Source organism: Candidatus Nanopusillus massiliensis (assembly GCF_920984865.1).
The window spans coordinates 377,978-398,040 of the sequence record NZ_OV100765.1 but is presented as its reverse complement, the minus strand read 5'-3'; the positions used below and the strand labels follow the sequence as shown (position 1 = coordinate 398,040).

Below are 20,063 nucleotides of genomic sequence, written 5' to 3'. Positions count from 1 at the left end.
TATCATTGTTCTTATCAATCTATGTAATGCCTGTATTTCTGTTGTTGCCTCCTGCATTCCTTTATCATATTCTTCCAATTTTTTAGTTGTTTTAATTATTTATTTCAGTTATCTTATTATCCAATTTATCAATTTGTTCCTGCATTTTATTAATTAAATATTCTACTTTTTCTTTCCATATTTTTATTTGTGATAATTCGTCATTTATTTCACCTATTTTATCTTTTAATATATCATTTACAGTATTGTTTATATATTGTTCAATCTTTTCATCTATAACAAAACTTCCTTGTCCAGGTTCTGGTTGGCTCTGAGTTTGTTGTTGTGGAAATTCAATTTGGGGTTGGATTTGGTTGTGGGGGTAAGTTCCAGGATTGACTAAATTGATTTGGAGGATTTTGCTGTAATGGAACCTGTTGATTCATTTGGCCAAAAGGATAATTCTGATAGTTATTTGCTGTAGGATTAATATTGTGACTTTGCTGAAATTGATCAAATGGTCCAATATTTTGTGGTATTGGATTATTAAAATCCTGAAATAAGTTATTTTAATCCTGTTGTTGATTCTGATTTTTATTGCTTTTTTTACTAAATATACCAAGTAAGCTTTATAGTTTTTAATAAAAATATTGAATATTATAAATTTAACTCTTCTGATTTTATCAAGTTATCAAAATATTCCATAATTTTTTCTTTTACTAATTTATCTAATTCTTTCTTGTAACAAAATCAAATGGATTTATGTGATCCAAAATAGAATTTATAATTTTTAATTGGTCTATAGTAGCAAAATTTGATAATTCATCCATTATTGCTTTTATTTTTATTTCTATGTCATTTATTTCTTGTTTTATGTTGTTTATTTCCTTCTTAATATTTTCGATTTCTAATTTAAAATCATCTAAAGAAGTCCTAGTAGTTACATCCATAGTTTGTAATATATTGTTGAACATTGAAATTTTCTCTTCTAAATATTTTAATCGTCTAAGTGTCTCTGGATCATTCATAAGTAAAACTATTATATTTTAATATATATTAATCTTTATATGCTAAATAATTTGCAATATGAAATTAAAATGAATGGAAAAGAAAGAGTATTATATGTAAATGCTAATAATTATAGTAATATTGCCACAATTGAAGATGATCCAAATATAATGGAATATATATTAAATATATTATGTATATATCCATTTGTAAATACAATAATAATTGAGCAGGATGAAAATATAGAATATTGTGAAGATAGTATAAAAATATTGAATAGTTTTCTTGATGCATATCTTTCTATTAAAAATAATATATCAGAATATTATAGATATTTATTAACTGGAAATCCACTATATTCAGAAATAAAGACAATAATAGATTATTTGGATAAGAGATATTTGAAGGATCCAATTGGTACATATATATTTATAAGAAGAATGAAAAGAAAATTAATGTCATTATTAAAAAATAATAAAGATTTAGAAAACCAAATATCAAATTTAATATCATTAATATACAATTTTCTAATAAAATTTGAATCATTACCTTTATATAAATATATTAAACCATTTTTAATTGGATATCATATTTGAAATAGAGAAATATATAGAAGATTATTATTGGGGGATATAAAACCAAAATTTATAGATACAAAATATATAAATAAAATTTCAGAAAGTTATAATATTATAGATTCTTATAGATTGGATAAAAATACAGAAGTTTTNGTATTAAAAAATCCTGAAGAAACAATTTTCAGATATTATATATTTCCTGAAGAATATAAATTATTCTCTGAAGAAACATTTTTATCTCATAAATCAATAGAAATTTTACAAGAATACGAACCTAAGAAGGAAGATTATTTAGTTGTAGTAAGATTAAGGGAAATATATAATAATATACTAAATAATATAATAGCAAAATTAATGTCTATATATAATATAAATATAGATAAAAATAGATTGGAATTAATTAAGAGTATAATTTATTAGATATACATTTGGATTTGGAATAATAGAAAAAATAGTATTAGATGAAAATTTAGAAGATCTCTATATAAATCCGCCAGCAGGCATAACTCCAATATATTTACAGCATTCTAAATATGAAATGTGCGTTACAAATGTAACTCCAACTAGGAGAGAAGTAGAATCTTTGGGCTACAAAATTAAGATTATATCTGGAAGACCATTTGATGAAGCAAATCCTGTTTTAGATACAGATTTTGTAAATTGGAAATAATATATTATTAAGAGTTGCAGCATTATCACCTCCTTTATCTCCTTTTGGATTAACATATATAATTAGAAGACATAGAAGTAAACCATGGACTTTACCTTTATTTATAGATAATAAAATGCTAAATTATCAGGCTTGCANNTTTATTATCTTTTTTAGTTGCAAATGGAAGGACAATTTTAATTCCTGGTACAAGAGGAAGTGGTAAGACATCACTTTAACAGCCTTAATGTTAGAAATACCTAAGAAAGTTAGGATAATAACTGTAGAGGATACTTTAGAAATACCAGCAGAATTTTTTAGATCAGTAGGATATAATATAGTTCCTATGAACGTTAGGAGTCCATTTTCATTAAAATCTGCTGAATTATCTGCTGAAGAGGGATTGAGAGCATCTTTAAGAATGGGGGATAGTGCTATAATTGTTGGAGAAGTTAGATCTAAGAGAAGCTTTAACATTATATGAAGCTATGAGGGTTGGTGCTGTAGCAAATGCTGTAATGGGTACTTTACATGNAGAAAGTCCTTATGGTGTATACGATAGAGTTGTAAATGATCTAGGAGTTCCTAAAACATCATTTAAAGCTACAGATATAGATAGTAATTACTAATCCAATTAAAGAACCTTCTGGATTAAAAAAATATAGAAGGGTATTAAGGCTAACTGAAGTAAGAAAATTATGGGAACAGGATCCATTCAAAGAAAAGGGATTTGTTGATTTGATGATTTATGATGCAGAAAAAGACAATTTTGAACCAACATTAGAGTTAATAAAGGGTGCTTCTGATGTACTAAAGGCTATTGCATCTAGGATAANATATTTGTCAAAATCTTGGGAAAGAGTAAGGAATATGATAGAGACAATAGGTTTATCAAAAAAATTTCTAGTAGATATAGCAAGAGAAAAAAATAGAAAAGATATTTTGGAAGCAGATTTTGTTTCTACATATAATGAAGTGTTTTATCAATATGTAGATTAAATAGTATTAAAGAATATACTGAAGTTGTAAAGGATTATATACTAGCATAATATGAAGAAATGGATATATCAGAAATTGAGTTAAATGGATTAGAATTCAAAATTTAGAAAGCAAATTAAAATTATACAAATATTTCTATTTCGGTAATAAAATAAAATATTATGAAAAAATTGTTAAAGCATTTGGAAATAAAATAAAGATTAAAGTAAATGAAAATAAAAGAAAAAATTTTGAAAAAATAAATGAAGAACTTCTTTTAGATGTAAATATTGAATCAAATAGAATCATCGTCATTATTTTTTCTATTATTATTTATCTTTATAGGAATAATACCTTCTATAATAATATCTCCTTTATACTTCCTATTGTTTATTTCTCTTGGTTTATTATGTTATATAGTGATTGATTATTATTATACTTGTTTTGTATAGTAATCTGAATGCAAAGAAAAAATCTCAATTAATTACTCTATTACTATTATTAGCTATTAAATTAAGGCAAAATCCAAATGTAGAACAAGCAATGTTATTTGCTGCAAAAAATATTAACTTACCATTAAAAATAGTATTTATTAAGGTTGTTAAGAGATATATAGAATAGAAAATATGTTTCTGCATCAGCATCTTTAGTAGAATATTCAAGATCTTGGGAAAAAAGTTCAAAATCATTTTATATTGGTGTTATGCTTATGTTAAGTGCTCTATATGATCCTGATAAGGATAGGAGGAATTTTCAAATAGATAAAGCTATAGAAGAGGCTTTAGAGAATTAGTAAATGAACTATATGAATTTTCTAGGGAAATAAGATCTACAATAAACCTAGTATCTATGTTAGGTATTACTTTACCAGTTATGTATATTAACAATATTTCNCCTTGCATCAATATTTTTAGGAAGTTTATTTAGTCCATTTGTTTTATTTATATTATTTGATATTTTATGTACTTATTTATGTCATTTTATTTAGTTTATTATGCAATTTCTTCAAAAATGATTGGTGTTTTTTCAAATGATGATATATATTTATTCTATTATTTAAAGAAAAAAGATTTAACAAATAAATTAATATCAATAATTAGTGGACTTTCAGTAAGTATATTGTTATTTTTCATAATCTTTTTTGTAATATATCAATATTTATATAAATTTGATGTTTCAGGAATATTATTATCAGAATTTTTAGTATTTTTAATAGGTTTATCTGTTTCATTAATTTCTTTTGTATATTATTTTAATTATAAGGATTTATATAAGAATTTAGAAAGAATAGAAACAGATTTACCATCATTTTTCTTATCTTTAAGTTCAGCATTAATATGAAGGTTATCCAATTGAAAAGGCAATGACACAGTATGTCATAAAATATACAGGTAGTCCAATAGGAGATTTTATATCAAAAATATATCAAAATTTGAGAGCAGGTTTAGTCTTTTTATGATTCAATATTTGATATTAGGTATGGAGCTTTATCTAGAATTCCATCATCTCAATTGAGAGCTACGATGGAATTGTTATATGAAGCTAGTAGTCAATCTCCTACAGAAGCTTCTATTATAACAGGATATGTTTGAAAGATATTTTTTATTAATATCAAAAGTAAAAGAGAGGATTAAAGACCTTGTGCAGAAGATTTAACTAATTAAAATCTCTATCAAGACTTTTAGCTCCAATTATTTTAGGAATAATAAGTGCAGTTAGTGTGATGATTATAGAAATTTTATAACAAATTATCTTTTCAATTTAACCAAATATCTAATTTAGAATTATCCAATTCTGGTGTTTCTCAGATATATAAGCACATTACCTGGAATTATATTTAATTTTATTTAATTTAAATTCTCTCGTATCACCTGCTTCAATGATACTTATAATTGGAATAAAAATGATAGCAATAGCCTTTGTAATTGTATATGCAATAATAGTATAGAAAATAGTGGAGATAAATTGAGTTTTTATTATTATTTGTATAAATATGTATATAATTAATATATTAATATACTTCATATTTTCTACTTTATCTACAATAGCATTATATATGTTTGTTCAGGGAATATTCAATATTAATTACTTTGTCTAAATTTTTTATTATAATGTCAATTGTTAGTCCGTTTATATTATTATCTATTATATCATCAATCAATCTTGGACATGCAGAGAAAATCCAGAAATCTATATATGTGATAAATTTAATAATTGTAAAATATCTATTGTATCTCCAATAAATAAGTATACTTTTTTTCCAGATTTTTCTAATTTATCTTTAATCTTTAATGTTTCTTCATAATAATATTGTCCAGGCTTTATTGATAATATTATTCCAATATTCTTTGAATTCTTTAATTTATTCAATAGAAATTCTAAAATTTTATCAAAATTATAATCTGGTTCATAAACTTTTATTTCTTCATATATTGGATCATAAACAATTACCTTTTTCTTTAATTTTCTTATAATATTTTCTGCATGAAATTTTCCATTTCCAATTAATAGTACTGTATCGCCTTCTTCTTTGTTTGCAGGTTCTGAATAGCATCCCAAAACAATTATACCATATAATCCTTCCTTTAATATTATTTCATAATTTTCTTTTAATATTTCATATATTTTTTTAGTATATTCAGAAAATTGTGTTAAAGATACCAAAGCAAATTTTTTTGGTAAATATTTTTTTAATTCATCTAAATTTTTAATTTCTTTTAATTTATACTTTGTCGGTATATTTATTATATCCATCAAATTTATAATTTAAAAAATAAATAAAAATCTAATGATAGATGTCGTAAATGGAAAAAAACTTGCAGAAAAATATAAGAAATTATATGGGAGATCCATTATATTAAAAAAGGAGATAAATGGATATACTCCTCCATCAAATTTAATCAGTTCAATTAACTATCCCAAATTGTCTTTAGGTGTTTTAACATCTTATAATGATAATATAGAATTATATGATAATCCTATATATTGGGCAAAAAATTGTATAATTTTTGAAGAAATTATAAAGTGATCAATAAGTTTAATAAATGCAAAGAAGATTGTAGATGCGAATTTACCAAGAAAAAATGATAGATTATGTAATGAAATTTTAGATTCAATGTTGTCAGTTAAATCAATAAATTTAGAAATACATCTAAATAAAATAAGTGAAAATATGAAAATTTCAAAGATAATAGGTTTATATGGATATTCTGTTATATAGATAAAATAAAGATAAATGAAAATCCAAAAATACCAAATGAGATATATAAAATAAAGAAATGAAGGCAGAAGATTCTATATATTATTCATATAAATCTAGATGCTGATCATTATTTATCAAGATTATTTTCAATGGGATTCTTTGGATATAAGATAAATAAAAAATTAGTTCCAAGTAAATGGGCAATAATCTGCAGTTCTTGAAATTCTAGAGAAAAAAATAAAGGAAGAAATAAAGGATTATTCTAAAATTAATGATAAATATTACTTATTCTATTATTCTTTATATGGAAATGATTTTTATGGAGTATTTTTCCCAGGTAATGGAAATTGTGAATTGATTGAAACATTAATACCAGGTTCTGCATATAATTTGAATTTCAAATATAGTATAATTGGCAGAGATGATGAATCAGGAGGTTATAGTGCTTTAAAATTATCTTTTGCAGAATTTATGAGAAATTATAAAATGATTGGAAATTTAGATGTATTTAGATTTGTAACAAAAGAATATAAAGTTNCTCTAGGTGTTTGGGTTGTTAGAGAAGGAACAAAGTATATGTTAAATAATTTGATAGAAAAATTTGATGGTTATAATGAACTAATTCAATATCTAAATAATAAATTTATGAATAAATATAATGTTTCAGTATATAAATTAAGAAAATATAGTAATTTATTAAAACAAAAATCAATTTTTAATTTTATTTAAATAATATTTTGTTATTTTATCTCCATAATAATGTATATTTTCTACTATTTTTCCTTTTTTCATTTTAATAGCATCATTGCTATCATATAATGCTCTTCCAATTGCTAATAATTTATTATCCTCAGATATTACTAATATTATTTCATCTTTTTTGAAATCTGAAAATTCAATTATTCCAGGTCTAAATACATCTGCACCATTTAATATTTTTTCTTTTGCCCCAATATTTCCTTTAATATGAATTCATATTTGTTTCACATTCATTTATCAAAAATATTGTTGGATATATTTTTATTATCTCTTATAAACGCTATTGGAATATTATTATATACGTAAATATTATTTTCTTCATCTAAAAATATATTTTCATTTTTTAATTTTTCGCATTCTATTTTATAATTTGTTTTTAATAATTTCGACTTTAATTTTTTCTTGATTTTTTATCTAAACTTTTCATAGAAATATATATAAATATTTAATTTAAAAATTAATAATGGTTGGCTTTGATTACAAAACACCAAATTTGTTAGAAATAATATTGCTGGTAGGATTTTTTATTAATATGATATTGGGATATCTTTTGATGTTTAAAAGCATAGAACTACCACTTGCACTACAAGGTTCAGCTGGTATGTTTATAGCAGCTTTATTTACATGGTTAGGAGTATTATGGTTATCTGTAATTGCAATATTAATAGAATATACTAGATAAAGTTATAATAGAATTAAAGGAAAAGCTTGAAAAACATAAATAATTATATTTTTAATTTTAATTCAGCAATATCTCTATCTTCTAATTTATAATTTAATCCAGCTCTTATAATTTTATCTCCTCTAATTATCTTTGCATATCTAAATTTATCTATCCATTTTTTATTTATTTTTTCATTGAAAGTCTTTTATAGTAGAATCATTATTTAATATTACGCAATGATCAGAATCTATTAGGTTTTACTCTTATTAAATCTAAATCTTTAATTATATTTTCTAATATTTCTTGTAAATTTATATCTTTAAAATCATCAAATTTATTATATATTATTTTATATTTATTATTTGGAATTGTACTAAATTCAATTATTCCCTCAGAAAATTTATTTATTCTTTCCAATTGTTCTTCTATATTTCTTTTTTCATCTAATATTAATATATAATAATCAGATAATGATAAAATTGATCTAAATTTTCTTTCAAATGTAGATGGATTTTCAACAAATTGATAATATACGCAGTTATAAAATATTGTACAAATTTCTGGATTTATTGTAGAAAATGGAATTTCACTTACTTCAGCATTTGCATTTGTAAATTTCCTTAAAAAATAGCTTTTTCCAGTATTTTCTATTCCCAATATACTTATTAAAATATCACCGGATTTCTCTATTAATTTTATACTACTTCCTCCCTTTTTATATTTACCTTTTTCAATCATTTTTTCATATTCTGATATTTTTTTATTTATCCATGCAATTAAATGTTCAGATCCTTTATGTTTTGGAGCAGTTTTTAACATTTCATATAAATATTTTAATTTTTCTTCTGGAGTTTTCTTATTTTCATATTTTTCTTTTGCGGCAAGAATTCTGGTCCTGCATTTGTTACCATATTATATGTAATCTCTTATTTGAATAAAAAATTACTGGTATATTTAGTTTCTTTAATATCATTCTTAAATTTTTATCTAATGTACATACAATAAATTTATCAGATAATGCTGTTTTCTTATTTTAGGTCTATCTGTTTTTTCATAATTTTCTTTTGTTTCTATAATATTTATGTTATTCTTTTTTATATATTCTAATACTAAATTATATATTTTTTTCCATTTTTCAGATTTTGAGCTATTTATTTTATTTTCAATTTCAATAATATTTTTTCTTAATGTATAAAATCCTTCGTATTCAATATTATTTTTCATTAAAAAATCTTTTAATTCATTTATTATATCAAAATTCTCATAAAATGGAATAAAAAATATGTTTGATATCAATTAATATTTTGTATTTCATAATAATTTACCAATTGCAAATATCTTCCATCTTTTATTAATATTTCTTAATATTATTACTTTATCATCTTTATATCCTAAAACTGGTTTATTCAACTTTATAGTAATTACATTTCCCTTTTCTATGTTTTTTATAATTCCATCAGAAATTATATTATATAATCCTACAATTATTGCTTCTCCTTTTTGAATTTTTTCATTTTCATTAAATAATTCTTTTATTATTTCATATTTTACCTTTATTTCATCATATTGTGGAGGTAATTTATAGTCAATATCCAGCAATTTGTCCTGATAATGTATCATCTTTTGTAACTGAAGGATCAAAACTTGTCCCAATTCCTGCAGTTCCTCTCGGTAATATTTCTTCTACATTATGATTACCTTGCTTTAATGAAACTATTTTTGTTTTTATAGGAATCCACTTATTATTAATAAACAATCCAGGTCTTATTTCTATTTCATCATTTAATTTTAATTTACCTTTAGTAAACTTCCTCCCAAAACTCCTCCAATCAATTTTTCTATATCAGTACCTGGTTTATTTACGTCAAATGATCTTGATATTAAAAATATTAGATCTGAGTTTTCATCTTTTTCAGATTTTGGAATATTTGCATAATTCTTCTAATAAGTAATTTATATTTACATTATTTATTGCGGATATTGGAATTATTTTTACTTTATTTTTATCAATATTTAATTTATCTAATAAATTTAATATTTCCTGATAATTTTTCATTGCCTCTTCCTTTGTTACAAGATCAATTTTATTTTGTACAATTATTAATGGTTTATCTCCTAAATATTTAAATGCTACAAGATGTTCTAATGTTTTTGTTTGTGGAACTGTTTCATTTGCAGCAATACCTAATATAGCAGCATCAACAATTGCAGCTCCAGTTAACATTACCATCAATAAACTTTCATGACCAGGTGCATCTACAATAGATATTTTTCTTACTGGTTTATTTTCTTTATTGCATATTGGACATATTTTTTCTGTAAAATAACCATGTTCTTCACATTTATATATTGTAAAATCTGCATATCCCAATTTTATTGTTAATTCCTCTTTTTATTTCTTCAGAATGTTTTGATAACCATTGACCTGTTAATGATTTTGCCAATGTTGTTTTTCCATGATCAACATGTCCCAATATTATTATTGATAGATCAGGATATATTATATCATCCATTCACTTATTTTTAATAAAAAAGTTAAAAAATGATAATTTTTATATAAATCTATATATTGTTTTATTTCCTTGATCTTAATAAATCTATACCAATTTTTCTAAGTTCTTCTCTTGTTTTTTCGGATAATTCATAATTTTTATTTTTTCTTAATTCATTTCTAATATCTATTATTATATTNAATAAATTATTTGTTAGATTTTCTTTACTTTCTCTTCCATAAAATATATCTTCCCATAATCCATAAATTCTTGAAGCAATATTATAGAAATTATATGAAGTAAAGTATAATGTAAATGNTTCGGATCCAATAACATTCTTATTTATATAATTTGTTGCTTCTAATAATACTCTTGTAGCCTCTCTTGTATTAAAATCATCTTTTATACTATTTATAAATTCTTTTTCATAATTTAATAATTCTTTCCATATTTTTATTTTATTATCATCTAAATAAAATGTTCTATCTAAACTATTTATTTCAATTTACAATTGTTTTAATTGTTGCTTTCATATATCTATAATTTTCTTTTGCTTGATTTATACTTTCTTCATTTATATCAATTGGTTCTCTATAATGATAAGATCCAATATAAAATCTAGTAATATCTTCTCCATATTTATCTAAAAATTCCTTTGCAGGTATTATATTTCCTAAACTTTTACTCATTTTTTCTCCTCTAATTTTTATAAATCCAAAAATGTAGCCAATATTTTACCCATGGATGTTTATTGAATCTAGCTTCTGATTGTGCAATTTCATTTTCATGATGAGGGAATATTAAATCTAAACCTCCTCCATGTATATCAAATCTATCTCCTAAATATTTTCTTGACATAGCAGAACATTCAATATGCCAACCAGGTCTTCCTTCTCCTATTTCTGTATTCCAAGTATGGTTCATCTTCTTTTTTAAATTTCCATAATGCAAAATCATATGTATGTCTTTTATCTTCTAAAAATTCTGTTTCTTGTTCCCATTGTTCTTTTTTTGTTCCTGATAGTTGTCCATAATATGGATATTTATCTATATCATAATATATACTATATTTTCCTCTATATGCATATCCTTTATTTATTAAATCCTTTATAAAGTCTACAATATCATTAATATGTGCTGTAACTCTTGGATTTATATAAAATGGTAAATTATTTAATCTTTTTACTTGTTCTAAATGATATTTTATATATTCTTCAGGTATTTTCTGCCAATCATTTAATAAATTTAGTTCTCTTGCTCTTTTTATTATTTTATCATCTATATCTGTAAAATTGCTAATGTGCTATATCTATATATCCAAAATATCTGAATATTCTTCTTATAATATCTAAAGAAATTTCTGACCTTAAATGACCTGATATGTGATGTATCATATTGATTTATTCCACAATGATATATTTTTACAAAAGGATATTCTATTGGTTCAAATATTTCCTTTTTCTTTGTTAATGTATTATATATATAAATTACACCGATTGTCATTCATTTCAAATAATTAGAAAAAATATTTAAAAAGATATTTTGAATATTATAAAAATGAATAACATTTTTAAAGATATGATAAAAAGTAAAATTGGAATTATTTTAATTATAATATTTTTTTTTATTGGTTATTTTTATATTAAATCAATATTTTTGGGTTTGTTATTAGCTTCAATTTATCATAAAAATCCTTGCATGTTCATATGTAATTTTATTTTCTTTAAATTTTGCTTTAATATCTTTTATGATAATTAATTATAGGAAATTTTACGCAGGAAATATTTTATCATTTATTTCTGCAATATTTGGTTTTGCCGGATTTCAAGCATGTTTAGTTGGATGTAGTACAGGTTCTTTTGCAATTTTAGTTGCATCTCTTGCTCCAATATTTAGATTAAATATATTTGAATTTGGAGAAATTCTATTAATTGTTAGTGATATTTTGTTTTAGTTAATTTAATATTTTTATTAGGATTGTAATAAAAGAAAAGATATTAAAAAACTAAAGATTTCAAAAAATAATAAAGAAAATTTACAGTGTTGTTAATTTATTTGTTTCATGAATATTATCTCTTATATTTTAAAATTTTGGAAAATATAAAATAAAATACGCGGCGGTGCCCGAGAGGCCAAAGGGGATCGGTTGAGGTCCGATTGGATAAGATCCGCCAGGGGTTCAAATCCCCTCCGCCGCATTTAAAATTATATTTTTATAATTCAAAATATTGAAAATTATTTTAGATTGTTATAAAAATTATCTTTTCAATAAATCTTTTATTTTTCATAGTATTTATTTATTTTATTATGTATTGTCTGTTGGAGTACCTGGTTTGGAAAAACTTCGGTAATATACATTTAAGCTAAAAAATACTTAAAATATGAATTTAAAGTTGTAAGTACTGGAGATATAATGTTTGAATTAGCAAAAGAGAAGTATAATATAAATAATAGAGATGAAATAAGAAAGAAATTAACATTTGAACAACAAAAAGAAATACAAAAGGAAGCAATTAAGAGAATAAAGGAAATGGAAAAGGAAAGTGATATAATTTTAGATACTCATTTAGTAATAGAATCATATGAAGGATATATTCCAGGTATGCTAAGAGAGTATGCAGAAATTTTAAGACCTGATGGTATTGCAGTATTAGTTTCTGATCCAGATAAAATTTTTGTTAGAAGATTAAAAGATATTCAAATAAGGGGAAGAGATATAGAAAATTTAAAAAGAATTGAAATTCAACAAAATCTAACAATATATTTTACTACAATGTTTATGTTTGAATATGGTACAATAGTAGAAGTAATAAATAATGAAGAAGGATTATTAGAAGAAATCTGCTAAAAAATTTGCAGAATTTTTAAATAAATTAAAGGAAAGCAAATTAAATAAATAGTAATTAGATTAAATTTGTTTTTATAATATGGACCCGCGGGGATTCGAACCCCGGAAGGATCTCTCCAATCGGACCTGAACCGATCCCCTTTGGCCTCTCGGGCACGGGTCCATAATTTAATATAGTTTAAAGAATTATTTATTTTATATGATTAGAGTATTGTTTTTAGATTTATATAAAAAAGAATCAAAAAATTATGTAACTGATTCAAAAACATTGGATCATTCAANTAATTTGCATTTTGATTATAAGACATATGAAAAAGGTCTATTTGAAAATAATTTAACAATATTTTCCGNTGGGCATCAAAAAAATAAAGATAATATAAATTCATTAATTATTTATTGANCTCCAATAACAGGTTCTGTAGATATTAATTTATCTTCTTTTGGTAAATATATTAAATTAACAGGTAATGATATAATAGTTCTATATGCAAAATTAGATAAAAAATATTTTTTAATTATAGAAAATGATAATGTTATATTTTTAGAAAATGATATATCAGAAGTTATATATAAAAGAAAAGAAGAATTATATAATACTTGAAAGATATATATGGTGGAAAAGATTTTATTATTTTGTTAAATGGATTGGGATCAAAATTTACAATATATGCAATGTTAATTATATTTGAAAATAATAAAATAAAAGTTACAAAGGGTGGAATTGGATCAGTATTATATAGATACCATGAATATATCAGGTTTATCAATTGGAGGAGATAATAAAATTGAAAATAAAAGATTAGATATAGAATTAATAGAAGAAGAAAAAGAATCAATAAAAGATTTTTATCAATCTATATCGGATAGGATCCCTATTTTAAATTATAAGAACATATATTTATCTGAAGAAGAAAATAAAAAGATATTTGATGATTATATTGTGTCCTTTAGTTAATAATTTAAAGAAAGAATATCCATATGAACCCTTCAATATTTTAGGACCATTTTTAGGAATATTAAATGAAGAATATATAAGGGATCTAATTGATTTATCAAATGGATATGGTTTAGATACATTATATTTAGGATATATTTTAGGAACAATTTTAGAAGGAATATATATTGGAAAAGTATCAATTAAAGATTTAAATAAATCATTATTTGATTTTAATAATTTAGATAAATCTTCAGAAGTAAATTTATAATATTGCAAAATATTTAATAGAAAAAGATGCATATGGAGAATTATCATTATTAGGAAAAGATATAAGATATGTTTCTAATTTATTTGATCTAAATGATATATCAGTTTATATACCATTTAATAATAAAAACTCTACAGTATTTAATCCATATATTTCTTTGGGATTATTTTTACCAAATTTTATCTATGATAAATATTTTTCAGATTATTTAATGAATACGATGAATCCAATTGAATTTTCAGGATTTAATTTTGGAAAATTTGAATCAACATCTGAAGCAAATAATGTAGATAATGAAGAAAATACTGAATTAAATGTAAAAAGAGAAAAAACATTTTCTAAGATATTTGAAGATCATAAATTAACAAATTCAATTCCTGATAAAAATTATCCAAAAAGATTGGTAGATATACTATAATAAAATAGCAAAGAAATATAATATAAATTATACATTATGATCAATACTTTGATGAATATTTTAATTCATATCAAAAAATAATATATAATGAAGGCCCCGTAGTGTAGCCAGGACAACATTCCGGGCTTCGGTCCTGGAGATCGGGGGTTCGAATCCCTTCGGGCGCATTTAAAATTATATTTTTCTTATCTTTGCAATATAAAAACCTTCTGTATCAATTCCCAAGGCCATAATCTTATTGTATTTTTTATTTCTTCTTCATGTTTTAATTTATATCCATTATATTCAGAAATTATTTGAGATTTCTTTAAATTTGGTATTTCTATTTTTTCAATTTTAGCATTTTCTCTTTTAGATAATAGATAATCTATTACAAACTCATTTTCTAATGGTTCAACAGAGCATGTAGATTAAACTAAAATATCATTATGTTTTAATAAATCAAAGGCAGTTAATAATAATTTCTTTTGTAAATTTGCTAATCTATTTATCGTATTTTGCATTCCATATTTTTAATGTTTTATATGATTTCCTTATTGCACCAGTTCCAGAACATGGAGCGTCTAATAAAATTTTATCAAATTTTAAATTTAATTTATATAATTTTCTCCCATCCATCATTGTTATAATTGTATTTATTATACCCATTTTTTGTAAATTCTGACTTAATGCTTTAATTCTATCAATTGATATATCATTTGCAATTATTAATCCTTCATTTTCCATATGCATTGCAATTTGTGTTGTTTTAGAACCAGGTGCAGCTGCTATATCTAAAACCAAATCATCTTTTTTTAAATCTAATGCTAAGGGTGGTATCATTGATGCAGCTTCTTGCTGTGATAATAATATCCCAATTGAAATTCTACAGTATTTCCAATATCTCTTCTTTCTCCCTTTATCCAAAATCCATATTTATAAAAAGGTATTCTTTCAATTTCCCATCCATATTCTTTTATTCTTGATAATATTTCTTTTGCATTTATATTTAAATTAAAAGGATTTTGTTTTAAATTATATAAATTATCAATTTTTTCAGATATTTCTTTTAATTCTTTTTCTCTTCAATGTTCCTGTTTTGATAATAATATTTCTTTTAAGTTTTCAAAATTTATATTATCCTTTACTTTTATTGTATTAATTCTTATAGATTTCTTTAATAATTTAAAGGACCATTCTAAAAACAATTCATATTTATCTCCTAATAATTCTTTAAAATGTTCTTCAAAACTCTTTTTAATTATCATCAGAAAAACATAGTTTCATCATTTTTTCAGAAGCGTAATGCTTCTTTACTAAAAAAATATTTACTATTTCTTATTTTTAAACCTATCTATTGCTTCATTAATTATCTTTAATGCTTCTGTAATTCCTTTAAATTCTTTAGCTTTTACAAATTTTCCAGGTTGTTTCTTTTTATTGTTCATAGAAATGCTTTATTTGATTTAATATTGCTTCTGGTAAATCTTTTATATCCTTTATATTTGAAAATCTTGGATATATTTTTTCATGTGGTACTGCAATTATTTTTCTATCAATTCCATTTTCATCTTCTGTTATTAATACACCAATTGGTCTTGCTCTTATTAATACTCCAGGAACAAATGATTCATATGTAATAACTAAAGCATATAATGGATCTCCATCTTCTTCTAAAGTTTCTGGTATAAATCCATAATTAAATGGATAAAACATTGCGTATATAATATTCTATCTACTTTTTTTACTTTCTCTTCTTCATCGAATTCATATTTTATATTGCTACCCTTTGGTATTTCTATGAATACATTTATATCTTCTGGAGGTTGTTTTCCAGCTTTCATTTTATTATAGTTTGCTATCTTTTTATAAATTTAATTTTTATAATAAAAAAATGGTTAGAATACTTCATGGTAAATTTAGAAGGGAGGCTAATAAAATATTATGAAAAATATGCAAATTGTATTTACTGCAGATTATAATAAAAATGTAAAAATATTAGAAGTTGTAGCTGAAGTTCCATCAAAGAGATTAAGAAATATGTTAGCTGGATACTATAACAAGACGAAATTAAAAAATTACAAAGCTCATGATGGCAGAGCAAACAATAATATATATAGGAAATAAGCCATTTATGAACTATGTAACAGCGGTAGCAATGCAATTTACAAGCCAGGATGCAAAGGAGGTTGTAATTAAGGCAAGAGGAAGATACATAGCTAGAGCAGTAGATGTAGCAGAAGTAATAAGGAAGAAATTTATGGCAGGACAGGTTGATATAAAAAGTATAAATATAGATTCTGAGGAAAGGCAGGTAGATCACAAGTGGTAAAAAGAGAAGGATATCAAGTATAGAAATTGTACTTGTTAATGAAACAGTAATCTTTTTTATATTTTTTGATAATTATTTATTTAATATAGCGGGGTAGGGCAGCTAGGAGTGCCCGGGGGGCTCATAACACCCAGGTCGGAGGTTCAAATCCTCCCCCCGCTATTTATCAAAAAATTTTCTAATTTTTAAATATATTTATAATTAAATTATAATGCAAATAGGTATTACTGGAAAACCAAATGTTGGAAAATCTACTCTTTTTAAAGCAATAACATTACAAGATGTTGCAATTGCAAATTATCCATTTGACAACGATAGAACCAAATAAAGGTTATGGATATGTTAGAGTAGAAGATATCGGAACAGAATTTAATGTTAAATCAAATCCGAGATATGGTTTTATAAAGGGAAAATATAGATTTGTTCCAATAGAGATATTAGATAAGCAGGATTAGTTCCTGGTGCACATGAAGGTAGAGGGTTAGCTAATAAATTTTTAGANGAGGTAAGACAGGCAGATGGATAGATACATGTAATAGATATTTCAGGTGTCAACAAATGAAGAAGGACAATATATTGGTCCTGGAAATTCTGCTCCAATAAAAGATGTAAAATGAGTATGAAGAAGAAATAGATTGGTGGTTTTATGATGTAATAAAGAAAAATTTAGAAAAAAATATAAGAAAAATAAAGAATGAACATTTAGAATTAGATAAGGAAATGGCAAAATTAATTTCTGGATTAAATGTAAAAGAAGAGCATGTATCAAAAGCATTTAATGAATTGAAAATTATCAAGAGGATTATGATATAATAAATGATGATACAAAATTATTTGAACATGCGTCTGAAATTAGAAAAATATCAAAACCAATTATTATTGCAGCAAATAGAGTAGAATATAAATATAGATATTGCAAAGAAAAACCTTGAAATATTAAAGAAAGAATATCCGGATAAAGTTATAATACCTACATCTGGTTATGCAGAATTAATATTAAAAGAATTGGATAAACAAGGAAAAATATTTTATAGACCTTGGAGAAAGTTATTTTGAAATTGAGGAAGATTTGATATGATAAAGAAAAGAAAGCTTTGGAATTTATTGAAAATTATGTATTTAAAGAATTTGGAAGTACTGGTGTTCAAAATATTTTAGATATAACTGTATTTGATGTTTTAAAATATGTAGCGGTATTTCCTGGAGGAGTAGATTCTTTAGCAGATAAGGAAGGAAGAATATTACCAGATTGTTTTTTAATGCCTCCTGGAAGTACTGTAATAGATTTTGCAAATAAAATACACTCTGATTTGGCAAAGAATTTTGTAAGAGCTATAGATGTTAGGACAAGGAACTTTCTAGGAAAAGATTATGTATTAAAACATAGAGATGTAATTCAAATAGTTGCAAATTCAAGATTTAAACACATAGTTTAAAATTCTAATACTATGATAATACCTATTAGATGTTTTACATGCGGAAAACCAATTGGACATTTATATGAAAGATATATTAAATTATTAAATGAAGGTAAAACAATGCCAGAAGCTTTAGATGAATTAGGATTGGAAAGAGCCTGTTGAAGACAGGTATTTTTAGGACATTTCACCAAATTGAGATAATTGCTAATATTGAAGAAATTTTAGTTTTTCTTAATTGAATTATTTTTCTTATACTTATTAAAAATATTGAAATACCAAAGAACAATATTATTGGGTTTGGATATATACCATAATTAGATGCTACATTTCTTACTGCTATATCTATTATATTATTATAATTTAATGTAAAAGAAGAAAATAAAATCAATATTGATATAAACAATGTAATTATATAACTGTATAAATTATCTTTTTTTATTAAATAAATTGAAAATATAGATAATAAAAGAATTATAAATAAGAAAATATCGATGGAAATATTAATATAATTTGGCAAAATTGATGGATATGTAATAAATGATAATAGGTCTAAGAATGTTTCTATAGAAAATAACAATAACAGCGTGTATAGAAATTCTTTTGTTATATCTATATTATTCATATTTTTTTGAATTATAGAAAAATTTAAAAACTAATTACTATGACTTCTTAAGTATAATTCTATTGTTTTTGATGTAATTTATCTATTTTCTTAAAATTAGTCTTTGTATGTTCTATAATTAAATATTTTTCATTTAAGAAGGATTTGTAATTCTTATAGATACAAAAGAATTAAGTATTTTTAACATTACTTATTTTTAATTTTATTTCGCATGCTCTGCATATTTCTCTAGTAGTTGGATATCCGCAAATTTTCCATTTTCTTAATTTTATGATATTTTCCTTTTTATAATCAGTTTTCTTTATATATTATTTCTAAAATATTTCTTAAGAAATTTCTATGAAATCCTGGATATTCATCTTCTAACTTATATAACTTTGATCTAATATATCTCTAAATTCACCAACAATAAAAGGACATTCTCCAAATGGTGGTTCAAATTATTTATATACTGAATATAACATATTTTCTTTTTCTGTATTGAAATTAAATGGTTTAATTCTAGGAATAAAATCTTCTTCAACTATTTCTACATATGGTCCTTTTTTTAATGATCTTTTAAATTTCCTTCAAAAATATTCANNNGAATTGTTTGAACTTCGTCATGTAAATTATGTGCAGTCGCAAATTTATCTAAATTTAAATCTTTTGCTGCTTTCCACATTAACCATCTTCTCCATACACCACAGATTGTATATGCTTTATATTCTTTTGATATTTTTACAACTTCATCAAAACTAATAGTAAAATATTCAGTGAATCTATATATTTTTACATTTAAATTATATTTTTTTGAAATTTCTAATAATTTTTCTGTATCTTTATCTCTATATCCTTTTATTCCTTCATCAATATGAATTCCAAAAACTTCAATATCAAAATATTCTTTATATTTATTTAAGAAAAATAATAATGCATTTGAATCTTTT

General features: G+C 23.2%; 40 protein-coding genes, 4 tRNA genes and 2 pseudogenes (1 of these 46 cut by a window edge). 25 read left to right on the top strand and 21 right to left on the bottom strand.

The genetic code is table 11. The features are described from left to right. Nucleotides 1-707 precede the first annotated feature (707 nt). Nucleotides 708-1,007 (bottom strand): coiled-coil domain-containing protein, encoded by a 300-nt coding sequence (locus LUA84_RS02925; protein ID WP_231434359.1) that lies wholly within the window; start codon nucleotides 1,005-1,007, stop codon nucleotides 708-710. Between the two features lie 39 nt (nucleotides 1,008-1,046). Here LUA84_RS02925 and LUA84_RS02920 point away from each other — a divergent pair, with 39 nt between their 5' ends. The 5 genes from LUA84_RS02920 (at nucleotide 1,047) to LUA84_RS02905 (ending at nucleotide 4,533) form a co-directional block, all read left to right on the top strand. Then, nucleotides 1,047-1,583, top strand: a complete 537-nt coding sequence (locus LUA84_RS02920) for a hypothetical protein (RefSeq protein ID WP_231434358.1) — start codon at nucleotides 1,047-1,049, stop codon at nucleotides 1,581-1,583. A gap of 520 nt (nucleotides 1,584-2,103) precedes the next feature. Beyond that, the gene (locus LUA84_RS04340) at nucleotides 2,104-2,235 is read left to right on the top strand and encodes a hypothetical protein (RefSeq protein ID WP_256443531.1); all 132 of its coding nucleotides are present in this window, start codon (nucleotides 2,104-2,106) and stop codon (nucleotides 2,233-2,235) included. A 226-nt stretch (nucleotides 2,236-2,461) separates the two neighbouring features. After that, nucleotides 2,462-2,698: an ATPase, T2SS/T4P/T4SS family gene (locus LUA84_RS02915; protein ID WP_231434357.1), complete on the top strand. Its 237-nt coding sequence runs from the start codon at nucleotides 2,462-2,464 to the stop codon at nucleotides 2,696-2,698. A gap of 938 nt (nucleotides 2,699-3,636) precedes the next feature. Further along, nucleotides 3,637-3,813: a hypothetical protein gene (locus LUA84_RS02910; protein ID WP_231434356.1), complete on the top strand. Its 177-nt coding sequence runs from the start codon at nucleotides 3,637-3,639 to the stop codon at nucleotides 3,811-3,813. 390 nt (nucleotides 3,814-4,203) lie between these two features. Then, on the top strand, nucleotides 4,204-4,533 hold the full coding sequence (locus LUA84_RS02905) for a hypothetical protein (protein WP_231434355.1): 330 nt from the start codon (nucleotides 4,204-4,206) through the stop codon (nucleotides 4,531-4,533). An 849-nt stretch (nucleotides 4,534-5,382) separates the two neighbouring features. Here the strand turns inward: LUA84_RS02905 and LUA84_RS02900 are convergent. Next, nucleotides 5,383-5,946, bottom strand: a complete 564-nt coding sequence (locus LUA84_RS02900) for a diphthamide synthesis protein (protein WP_231434354.1) — start codon at nucleotides 5,944-5,946, stop codon at nucleotides 5,383-5,385. A 34-nt stretch (nucleotides 5,947-5,980) separates the two neighbouring features. Here LUA84_RS02900 and LUA84_RS02895 point away from each other — a divergent pair, with 34 nt between their 5' ends. The 3 genes from LUA84_RS02895 (at nucleotide 5,981) to LUA84_RS02890 (ending at nucleotide 7,123) form a co-directional block, all read left to right on the top strand. Next, entirely contained in the window at nucleotides 5,981-6,220 is a 240-nt protein-coding gene (locus tag LUA84_RS02895) for a hypothetical protein (protein WP_231434353.1), read from the top strand. 263 nt (nucleotides 6,221-6,483) lie between these two features. Then, nucleotides 6,484-6,615 carry a hypothetical protein gene (locus LUA84_RS05340; RefSeq protein WP_457913360.1) on the top strand — a complete coding sequence of 44 codons (132 nt, stop codon included), beginning with the start codon at nucleotides 6,484-6,486 and terminating at the stop codon, nucleotides 6,613-6,615. A 1-nt stretch (nucleotide 6,616) separates the two neighbouring features. Further along, nucleotides 6,617-7,123 (top strand): hypothetical protein, encoded by a 507-nt coding sequence (locus LUA84_RS02890; RefSeq protein ID WP_256443603.1) that lies wholly within the window; start codon nucleotides 6,617-6,619, stop codon nucleotides 7,121-7,123. On the opposite strand, the gene LUA84_RS05335 is transcribed toward LUA84_RS02890, so the two are convergent. Next, nucleotides 7,103-7,348 (bottom strand): PUA domain-containing protein, encoded by a 246-nt coding sequence (locus LUA84_RS05335; protein WP_457913359.1) that lies wholly within the window; start codon nucleotides 7,346-7,348, stop codon nucleotides 7,103-7,105. The genes LUA84_RS02890 and LUA84_RS05335 overlap by 21 nt on opposite strands. Before the next feature lie 268 nt (nucleotides 7,349-7,616). Here LUA84_RS05335 and LUA84_RS02885 point away from each other — a divergent pair, with 268 nt between their 5' ends. Continuing rightward, nucleotides 7,617-7,835, top strand: coding sequence for a hypothetical protein (locus LUA84_RS02885; protein WP_231434351.1), 219 nt, complete (start codon nucleotides 7,617-7,619; stop codon nucleotides 7,833-7,835). A 222-nt stretch (nucleotides 7,836-8,057) separates the two neighbouring features. Here LUA84_RS02885 and LUA84_RS02880 read toward each other — a convergent pair whose 3' ends face one another. The 11 genes from LUA84_RS02880 to LUA84_RS02845 all read right to left on the bottom strand — a co-directional run bounded on the left by LUA84_RS02880 (nucleotide 8,058) and on the right by LUA84_RS02845 (nucleotide 11,812). After that, nucleotides 8,058-8,636, bottom strand: coding sequence for a GTPase (locus tag LUA84_RS02880; RefSeq protein ID WP_231434350.1), 579 nt, complete (start codon nucleotides 8,634-8,636; stop codon nucleotides 8,058-8,060). 168 nt (nucleotides 8,637-8,804) lie between these two features. After that, entirely contained in the window at nucleotides 8,805-9,113 is a 309-nt protein-coding gene (locus LUA84_RS02875; RefSeq protein WP_231434349.1) for a PIN domain-containing protein, read from the bottom strand. Between the two features lie 15 nt (nucleotides 9,114-9,128). Continuing rightward, on the bottom strand, nucleotides 9,129-9,416 hold the full coding sequence (locus tag LUA84_RS02870; RefSeq protein ID WP_231434348.1) for a hypothetical protein: 288 nt from the start codon (nucleotides 9,414-9,416) through the stop codon (nucleotides 9,129-9,131). Then, nucleotides 9,403-9,573, bottom strand: coding sequence for a hypothetical protein (locus LUA84_RS02865; RefSeq protein ID WP_231434347.1), 171 nt, complete (start codon nucleotides 9,571-9,573; stop codon nucleotides 9,403-9,405). The genes LUA84_RS02870 and LUA84_RS02865 overlap by 14 nt, the downstream gene beginning before the upstream one ends. Nucleotides 9,574-9,729: 156 nt before the next feature. Further along, nucleotides 9,730-10,188: a GTP-binding protein gene (locus LUA84_RS02860; RefSeq protein WP_256443530.1), complete on the bottom strand. Its 459-nt coding sequence runs from the start codon at nucleotides 10,186-10,188 to the stop codon at nucleotides 9,730-9,732. After that, nucleotides 10,160-10,330: a GTP-binding protein gene (locus LUA84_RS04335; RefSeq protein ID WP_256443529.1), complete on the bottom strand. Its 171-nt coding sequence runs from the start codon at nucleotides 10,328-10,330 to the stop codon at nucleotides 10,160-10,162. The genes LUA84_RS02860 and LUA84_RS04335 overlap by 29 nt, the downstream gene beginning before the upstream one ends. 61 nt (nucleotides 10,331-10,391) lie before the next feature. Further along, nucleotides 10,392-10,715 carry a DALR domain-containing protein gene (locus LUA84_RS02855; RefSeq protein ID WP_231434553.1) on the bottom strand — a complete coding sequence of 108 codons (324 nt, stop codon included), beginning with the start codon at nucleotides 10,713-10,715 and terminating at the stop codon, nucleotides 10,392-10,394. Between the two features lie 94 nt (nucleotides 10,716-10,809). After that, the gene (locus LUA84_RS04330; protein WP_256443528.1) at nucleotides 10,810-10,998 is read right to left on the bottom strand and encodes a hypothetical protein; all 189 of its coding nucleotides are present in this window, start codon (nucleotides 10,996-10,998) and stop codon (nucleotides 10,810-10,812) included. A gap of 10 nt (nucleotides 10,999-11,008) precedes the next feature. Further along, nucleotides 11,009-11,266 (bottom strand): hypothetical protein, encoded by a 258-nt coding sequence (locus LUA84_RS04325; protein ID WP_256443527.1) that lies wholly within the window; start codon nucleotides 11,264-11,266, stop codon nucleotides 11,009-11,011. Next, nucleotides 11,178-11,576, bottom strand: coding sequence for a cysteine--tRNA ligase (locus tag LUA84_RS04320; RefSeq protein ID WP_256443602.1), 399 nt, complete (start codon nucleotides 11,574-11,576; stop codon nucleotides 11,178-11,180). Before LUA84_RS04320 ends, LUA84_RS04325 begins: the two co-directional genes overlap by 89 nt. Nucleotides 11,577-11,587: 11 nt before the next feature. Continuing rightward, nucleotides 11,588-11,812 carry a hypothetical protein gene (locus tag LUA84_RS02845; protein WP_231434346.1) on the bottom strand — a complete coding sequence of 75 codons (225 nt, stop codon included), beginning with the start codon at nucleotides 11,810-11,812 and terminating at the stop codon, nucleotides 11,588-11,590. A 244-nt stretch (nucleotides 11,813-12,056) separates the two neighbouring features. On the opposite strand from LUA84_RS02845, the gene LUA84_RS02840 reads away from it, so the two are divergent. From LUA84_RS02840 to LUA84_RS02830, 3 genes and pseudogenes are all read left to right on the top strand, one after another. Then, nucleotides 12,057-12,263 (top strand): hypothetical protein, encoded by a 207-nt coding sequence (locus LUA84_RS02840; RefSeq protein ID WP_231434345.1) that lies wholly within the window; start codon nucleotides 12,057-12,059, stop codon nucleotides 12,261-12,263. 160 nt (nucleotides 12,264-12,423) lie between these two features. Next, nucleotides 12,424-12,507, top strand: a tRNA-Leu gene (locus LUA84_RS02835). 191 nt (nucleotides 12,508-12,698) lie between these two features. Continuing rightward, nucleotides 12,699-13,157, top strand: a pseudogene (locus LUA84_RS02830) (AAA family ATPase); the annotation flags it as partial. An 80-nt stretch (nucleotides 13,158-13,237) separates the two neighbouring features. On the opposite strand, the gene LUA84_RS02825 reads toward LUA84_RS02830, so the two are convergent. Further along, nucleotides 13,238-13,320: transfer RNA gene (locus LUA84_RS02825), tRNA-Leu, on the bottom strand. A 434-nt stretch (nucleotides 13,321-13,754) separates the two neighbouring features. Here LUA84_RS02825 and LUA84_RS02820 point away from each other — a divergent pair. From LUA84_RS02820 to LUA84_RS02800, 5 genes are all read left to right on the top strand, one after another. Next, nucleotides 13,755-13,937, top strand: a complete 183-nt coding sequence (locus LUA84_RS02820; protein ID WP_231434343.1) for a hypothetical protein — start codon at nucleotides 13,755-13,757, stop codon at nucleotides 13,935-13,937. After that, on the top strand, nucleotides 13,903-14,112 hold the full coding sequence (locus tag LUA84_RS02815) for a hypothetical protein (protein ID WP_231434342.1): 210 nt from the start codon (nucleotides 13,903-13,905) through the stop codon (nucleotides 14,110-14,112). Before LUA84_RS02820 ends, LUA84_RS02815 begins: the two co-directional genes overlap by 35 nt. Continuing rightward, nucleotides 14,084-14,362, top strand: a complete 279-nt coding sequence (locus LUA84_RS02810) for an aldehyde ferredoxin oxidoreductase C-terminal domain-containing protein (RefSeq protein ID WP_231434341.1) — start codon at nucleotides 14,084-14,086, stop codon at nucleotides 14,360-14,362. Before LUA84_RS02815 ends, LUA84_RS02810 begins: the two co-directional genes overlap by 29 nt. Nucleotides 14,363-14,519: 157 nt before the next feature. Beyond that, on the top strand, nucleotides 14,520-14,780 hold the full coding sequence (locus tag LUA84_RS02805; RefSeq protein ID WP_231434340.1) for a hypothetical protein: 261 nt from the start codon (nucleotides 14,520-14,522) through the stop codon (nucleotides 14,778-14,780). Between the two features lie 93 nt (nucleotides 14,781-14,873). After that, nucleotides 14,874-14,947 (top strand) — tRNA-Arg (locus LUA84_RS02800). An 18-nt stretch (nucleotides 14,948-14,965) separates the two neighbouring features. Here LUA84_RS02800 and LUA84_RS04315 read toward each other — a convergent pair. The 4 genes and pseudogenes from LUA84_RS04315 to ppa all read right to left on the bottom strand — a co-directional run bounded on the left by LUA84_RS04315 (nucleotide 14,966) and on the right by ppa (nucleotide 16,603). Beyond that, nucleotides 14,966-15,151, bottom strand: a complete 186-nt coding sequence (locus LUA84_RS04315; RefSeq protein ID WP_256443601.1) for a hypothetical protein — start codon at nucleotides 15,149-15,151, stop codon at nucleotides 14,966-14,968. Between the two features lie 112 nt (nucleotides 15,152-15,263). Continuing rightward, nucleotides 15,264-15,686, bottom strand: a complete 423-nt coding sequence (locus LUA84_RS04310; protein ID WP_308112639.1) for an NOL1/NOP2/SUN domain family protein — start codon at nucleotides 15,684-15,686, stop codon at nucleotides 15,264-15,266. A gap of 158 nt (nucleotides 15,687-15,844) precedes the next feature. Beyond that, the gene (locus LUA84_RS02785; RefSeq protein ID WP_231434339.1) at nucleotides 15,845-16,027 is read right to left on the bottom strand and encodes a hypothetical protein; all 183 of its coding nucleotides are present in this window, start codon (nucleotides 16,025-16,027) and stop codon (nucleotides 15,845-15,847) included. Nucleotides 16,028-16,090: 63 nt separating this feature from the next. Continuing rightward, nucleotides 16,091-16,603: pseudogene (ppa, locus tag LUA84_RS02780) on the bottom strand (inorganic diphosphatase). Nucleotides 16,604-16,703: 100 nt separating this feature from the next. On the opposite strand from ppa, the gene LUA84_RS02775 reads away from it, so the two are divergent. From LUA84_RS02775 to LUA84_RS02745, 8 genes are all read left to right on the top strand, one after another. Beyond that, nucleotides 16,704-16,886 carry a hypothetical protein gene (locus LUA84_RS02775; RefSeq protein ID WP_231434338.1) on the top strand — a complete coding sequence of 61 codons (183 nt, stop codon included), beginning with the start codon at nucleotides 16,704-16,706 and terminating at the stop codon, nucleotides 16,884-16,886. Then, nucleotides 16,852-17,091 carry a DNA/RNA-binding protein AlbA gene (gene albA / locus LUA84_RS02770; RefSeq protein WP_342765400.1) on the top strand — a complete coding sequence of 80 codons (240 nt, stop codon included), beginning with the start codon at nucleotides 16,852-16,854 and terminating at the stop codon, nucleotides 17,089-17,091. Before LUA84_RS02775 ends, albA begins: the two co-directional genes overlap by 35 nt. A gap of 87 nt (nucleotides 17,092-17,178) precedes the next feature. Continuing rightward, a tRNA-Met gene (locus LUA84_RS02765) sits at nucleotides 17,179-17,253 on the top strand. A 49-nt stretch (nucleotides 17,254-17,302) separates the two neighbouring features. Continuing rightward, nucleotides 17,303-17,419, top strand: coding sequence for a GTPase (locus tag LUA84_RS05330; RefSeq protein WP_457913291.1), 117 nt, complete (start codon nucleotides 17,303-17,305; stop codon nucleotides 17,417-17,419). Next, nucleotides 17,397-17,546, top strand: coding sequence for a hypothetical protein (locus LUA84_RS02760; RefSeq protein WP_231434336.1), 150 nt, complete (start codon nucleotides 17,397-17,399; stop codon nucleotides 17,544-17,546). The genes LUA84_RS05330 and LUA84_RS02760 overlap by 23 nt, the downstream gene beginning before the upstream one ends. A 445-nt stretch (nucleotides 17,547-17,991) precedes the next feature. Further along, complete coding sequence (locus LUA84_RS05325) at nucleotides 17,992-18,147, top strand: hypothetical protein (RefSeq protein WP_457913358.1); 156 nt, start codon at nucleotides 17,992-17,994, stop codon at nucleotides 18,145-18,147. 38 nt (nucleotides 18,148-18,185) lie between these two features. After that, entirely contained in the window at nucleotides 18,186-18,527 is a 342-nt protein-coding gene (locus LUA84_RS04305; protein WP_256443526.1) for a TGS domain-containing protein, read from the top strand. A 12-nt stretch (nucleotides 18,528-18,539) separates the two neighbouring features. Continuing rightward, nucleotides 18,540-18,674 carry a hypothetical protein gene (locus LUA84_RS02745; RefSeq protein ID WP_231434335.1) on the top strand — a complete coding sequence of 45 codons (135 nt, stop codon included), beginning with the start codon at nucleotides 18,540-18,542 and terminating at the stop codon, nucleotides 18,672-18,674. A 22-nt stretch (nucleotides 18,675-18,696) separates the two neighbouring features. Here the strand turns inward: LUA84_RS02745 and LUA84_RS02740 are convergent, their stop codons facing one another. Next, the gene (locus LUA84_RS02740) at nucleotides 18,697-19,134 is read right to left on the bottom strand and encodes a hypothetical protein (protein ID WP_231434334.1); all 438 of its coding nucleotides are present in this window, start codon (nucleotides 19,132-19,134) and stop codon (nucleotides 18,697-18,699) included. A 547-nt stretch (nucleotides 19,135-19,681) separates the two neighbouring features. Then, nucleotides 19,682-20,063: the 3' portion of an ATP-binding protein gene (locus tag LUA84_RS02735; RefSeq protein WP_231434333.1), read on the bottom strand. Its footprint extends 167 nt past the window's final position; 382 of the gene's 549 nt are visible here — the last part of the coding sequence; its start codon lies beyond the right edge, outside the window; it ends in the stop codon at nucleotides 19,682-19,684.